Source organism: Rhizobacter sp. (assembly GCF_031412075.1).
In the GTDB taxonomy this organism is placed as follows: Bacteria; Pseudomonadota; Gammaproteobacteria; order Burkholderiales; family Burkholderiaceae_C; genus Rhizobacter.
In genome coordinates this window covers 1-3,861 of sequence record NZ_JANOCG010000579.1, presented here as the reverse complement: position 1 = coordinate 3,861, position 3,861 = coordinate 1, and the positions used below count along the sequence as shown (strand labels likewise).

The 3,861-nt window shown below is 62.5% G+C and carries 5 protein-coding genes; 3 read left to right on the top strand and 2 right to left on the bottom strand.

Annotation, left to right across the window (positions count from 1 at the left end):
* On the bottom strand, positions 1-1,530 hold a 1,530-nt coding region (hrpA, locus tag RMO40_RS21445), incomplete at its 3' end, for an ATP-dependent RNA helicase HrpA (protein WP_309725630.1).
* 66 nt (positions 1,531-1,596) lie between these two features.
* Between hrpA and argA the strand changes: the two genes are divergently transcribed.
* From argA to RMO40_RS21430, 3 genes are all read left to right on the top strand, one after another.
* A complete protein-coding gene (gene argA / locus RMO40_RS21440; protein ID WP_309725629.1) occupies positions 1,597-2,937 on the top strand; it encodes an amino-acid N-acetyltransferase in 1,341 nt (446 codons plus the stop codon).
* A gap of 43 nt (positions 2,938-2,980) precedes the next feature.
* Positions 2,981-3,253 (top strand): oxidative damage protection protein, encoded by a 273-nt coding sequence (locus RMO40_RS21435; protein WP_309725628.1) that lies wholly within the window; start codon positions 2,981-2,983, stop codon positions 3,251-3,253.
* A gap of 149 nt (positions 3,254-3,402) precedes the next feature.
* Positions 3,403-3,711: an H-NS family nucleoid-associated regulatory protein gene (locus RMO40_RS21430; protein WP_309725627.1), complete on the top strand. Its 309-nt coding sequence runs from the start codon at positions 3,403-3,405 to the stop codon at positions 3,709-3,711.
* On the opposite strand, the gene RMO40_RS21425 is transcribed toward RMO40_RS21430, so the two are convergent.
* A partial coding sequence (locus RMO40_RS21425) for a hypothetical protein (protein ID WP_309725626.1) occupies positions 3,679-3,861 on the bottom strand: 183 nt, incomplete at its 5' end. The genes RMO40_RS21430 and RMO40_RS21425 overlap by 33 nt on opposite strands.

Below are 3,861 nucleotides of genomic sequence, written 5' to 3'. Positions count from 1 at the left end.
CCAGATCTTGAGCGTGCCCATGAACTCCGACTTCTCGTCGTCGAACTTCTTGTGCGCGTTGTCGGCCGCCTGCTGGTGCTCCATCGGCCGGTCACGCGCGTCTTGCACGCTGAGCGCCGATGCAATCACCAGCACCTCGGCCAGGGCCTGGCGGTCACGCGCTTCCAGGATCATGCGGCCCACACGCGGGTCGAGAGGCAGCTTGGCCAGCTCGCGGCCGATGGGTGTGAGCTCGTTCTGTTCGTCGACCGCGCCCAGCTCGTTGAGCAACTGGTAGCCGTCGGCAATCGCTCGCCGTGGCGGGGGCTCCAGGAAGGGAAAGTCTTCAACCAAACCGAGGCGAAGCGACTTCATGCGCAGAATCACGCCCGCCAATGAGGAGCGCATGATTTCGGGGTCGGTGAACTTGGGCCGCTCCGAAAAATCCTTCTCGTCATAAAGCCGGATGCAGATGCCGTTGCTCACCCGCCCGCAGCGCCCGGCACGCTGGTTGGCCGCGGCCTGGCTCACCGGCTCGATCATCAGCTGCTCGACCTTGTTGCGGTAGCTGTAGCGTTTCACACGCGCGGTGCCCGCATCGATCACGTACTGGATGCCCGGCACGGTGAGCGAGGTTTCGGCCACGTTGGTGGCCAGCACGATGCGGCGCGCGCTGTGCGGCTCGAACACCATGTCTTGCTCTTGCTGGCTGAGCCTGGCAAAGAGCGGCACCACCTCCACACCCGGCGGGTGGTGGCGGCGCAGGTGGTCGGCGGCCTCGCGGATCTCGCGCTCACCGGGCAGGAACACGAGAACATCGCCGGCACCTTCGCGCCACAACTCGTCGACAGCGTCACCGATGGCGTCGTTCAAACCGTACTCTCGGCTCTCTTCAAACGGCCGAAAACGCTGCTCGACCGGAAACATGCGCCCCGACACCTGGATCACCGGCGCAGGCCCGTGGCGCGAGGCAAAGTGCTGCGAGAAACGGTCGGCATCGATGGTGGCCGACGTGACGATGATCTTCAGGTCGGGCCGGCGCGGCAGGATCTGCCGCAAGTAGCCGAGCAGGAAGTCGATGTTCAGGCTGCGCTCGTGGGCCTCGTCGATGATGATCGTGTCGTAGGCTTTGAGCAGCGGGTCGGTCTGCGTCTCAGCCAACAAGATGCCGTCGGTCATCAGCTTGACGCTGGCACCGGCGGAGAGCCGATCCTGGAAGCGCACCTTGAAGCCGACGTGCTCACCCAGCGGCGTGTTCAGCTCCTGCGCAATGCGCTTGGCCACACTCGAGGCGGCAATGCGCCGCGGTTGGGTATGGCCGATCAACCCCTTGCCACCCGCGCCCTTGCCTCGCCCCAGAGTCAGTGCGATCTTGGGCAGCTGCGTGGTCTTGCCGGAACCGGTTTCGCCGCAGACGATCACGACCTGGTGCTCTTGAATCGCGCGCGCAATTTCATCGCGCCGGCCCGAGACGGGCAGCGATTCAGGGAAGGTGATCGGGGGGATGGGGTTGGCCACCATCGGCGCACCACGGCGCGGGGGAGAAGTCATCAGGCCTGTCCAGAGCCCTGTCGAAGGGCCTTCGTGCAAAATCGTTGATTATTTCAGTGTGCCGCCATGAGCCTTGTCTTTCCCCATACCTTTGTTCCGTGGTTCCGTTCGGTCGCACCGTACATCCACGCGCACCGAGGCAAGACCTTCGTGGTGGCGATCGCCGGTGAGCTGGTCGCCGCGGGCAAGCTGGCGACCTTTGCACAAGACCTCGCGATCTTGCACGCCATGGGCATCAAGCTCGTGCTGGTGCATGGTTTTCGGCCGCAAGTTGAAGAGCAGCTGAAGGTTAAGGGCCACATCTCACGCTTCAGCCACGGCATGCGCATCACCGACACCGTGGCGCTCGACTGCGCTCAAGAAGCCGCTGGCCAGATGCGCTACGAGATCGAAGCCGCGTTTTCTCAAGGCCTGCCCAACACGCCGATGGCGCACGCGCAGATCCGCGTGGTGTCGGGCAACTTCATCACCGCGCGGCCGGTGGGCATTCTCGACGGTGTCGATTTCCAGCACACCGGCCTCGTGCGCCGCATTGACGCAGCGGGCATCCGCAAGGCGGTCGATTTCGGCGCGCTGGTCATGCTGTCGCCATTTGGCTTCTCGCCCACCGGCGAGGCCTTCAACCTCAGCATGGAAGACGTGGCCGCCAGCGCCGCCGATGCGTTGCAGGCCGACAAGCTGATCTATGTGACCGAGGTCAAGGGCATTCCGTTGAACCCCGCCGACCCCCACAGCGAAATCGACACCGAGCTTGCCTTGGCCGACGCCAAGAGGCTGCTCGCCAACCTGCCCAACCCGGTGCAGCCCACCGACACGGCCTTCTACCTGCAACACGCGGTGAAGGCCTGTGAAGCAGGGGTGGAGCGGGTGCACATCGTGCCTTTCTCGGTGGACGGCTCGGTGCTGATGGAGTCGTTCACCCACGACGGTGTGGGCACCATGATCGTCGACGAGAAGCTCGAAAGCCTGCGCGAAGCCACGGCCGATGACATCGGCGGCATCTTGCAGCTGATCGACCCCTTCGAGCGCAACGGCACCTTGGTCAAACGCGACCGCACCGAGATCGAACGCGACATCGACCACTACACCGTGATCGAGCACGACGGCGTGATCTTCGGTTGCGCGGCGCTCTACCCTTACCCCGAATCACGCACGGCCGAAATGTCGGCATTGACCGTGTCGCCCGACGTGCAAGGCCAGGGCGACGGCGAGCGAATTCTCAAGCGCGTGGAGCAGCGTGCCAAGGCGAGCGGCCTCGACAGCATCTTCGTGCTGACCACCCAAACCATGCACTGGTTTATCAAGCGCGGCTTCGCCCAGGTTGACCCCGATTGGCTGCCCGAAGCACGCAAGCGCAAGTACAACTGGGACAGGCGCTCCCAGGTGCTGGTGAAGAAACTGCCCTGACGCACCGAAAACCACCCACTGATTCATTTCCAAGGAGTACCTGATGGCCCGCACCGTTCAATGTGTTCACCTCAAGAAAGAAGGCGAAGGCCTTGATTTCGCGCCCTACCCTGGCGAACTCGGCAAGCGCATCTACAACGAGATCAGCAAGGAAGCCTGGCAGCTGTGGATGAAGCACCAGACCATGCTGGTGAATGAAAACCGCCTGAATCTCGCTGACCAGCGTTCGCGGCAGTATCTCGCGCGACAGATGGAACGATTCCTCTTCGGCGAAGGGGCCGAACAACCGGCTGGGTATGTGCCGCCCACGCCCTGAAGTTATCTGGGGTTAAACGCGGGGTTTCCCGAATATCTCGGCAATTCACGACCGAACAATAGTTCACAGCATATTGTTATTTCCCTGTCATAGAATATGCGGCACGCGAGTTTCGCGCTGCTTCATATTCGTCGCCAAGGAGGAACAACATGTCATCGCTTCAAGACTTGCTGGCAAAGCGGGCTGCTCTCGAGCAGGAAATCGAAGCCACACAGAAACGCGAGCGCCAAGACGCCATCACCAAGGTCAAGTCGCTCATGAGCGAATATGGTTTGAGCGTCACCGACCTGTCCACCAAGAGCGCGGGCGGCAAGGCCGGCGCCACCAAAGGCGCCAAGGTGGCCCCCAAATATCGCAACACCGCGACCGGTGAAACATGGAGCGGGCGCGGCCTGCAACCCAAGTGGCTGAAAGCCGCTCTCGCCTCAGGCAAGAAAATCAGCGATTTCGCGATCTGATTCTCTTGATCCCCTGAACGCCGCCTGCGGGCGGCGTTTTGTTTGGGTGCGCTTCGTTAGACTCCTTCGGTGATTCCGCCTACCTTCGTTCAAGAGCTGCTCTCGCGCACCGTCATCGTCGAGATCGTCGGCCGCCACGTGCAGCTCAAG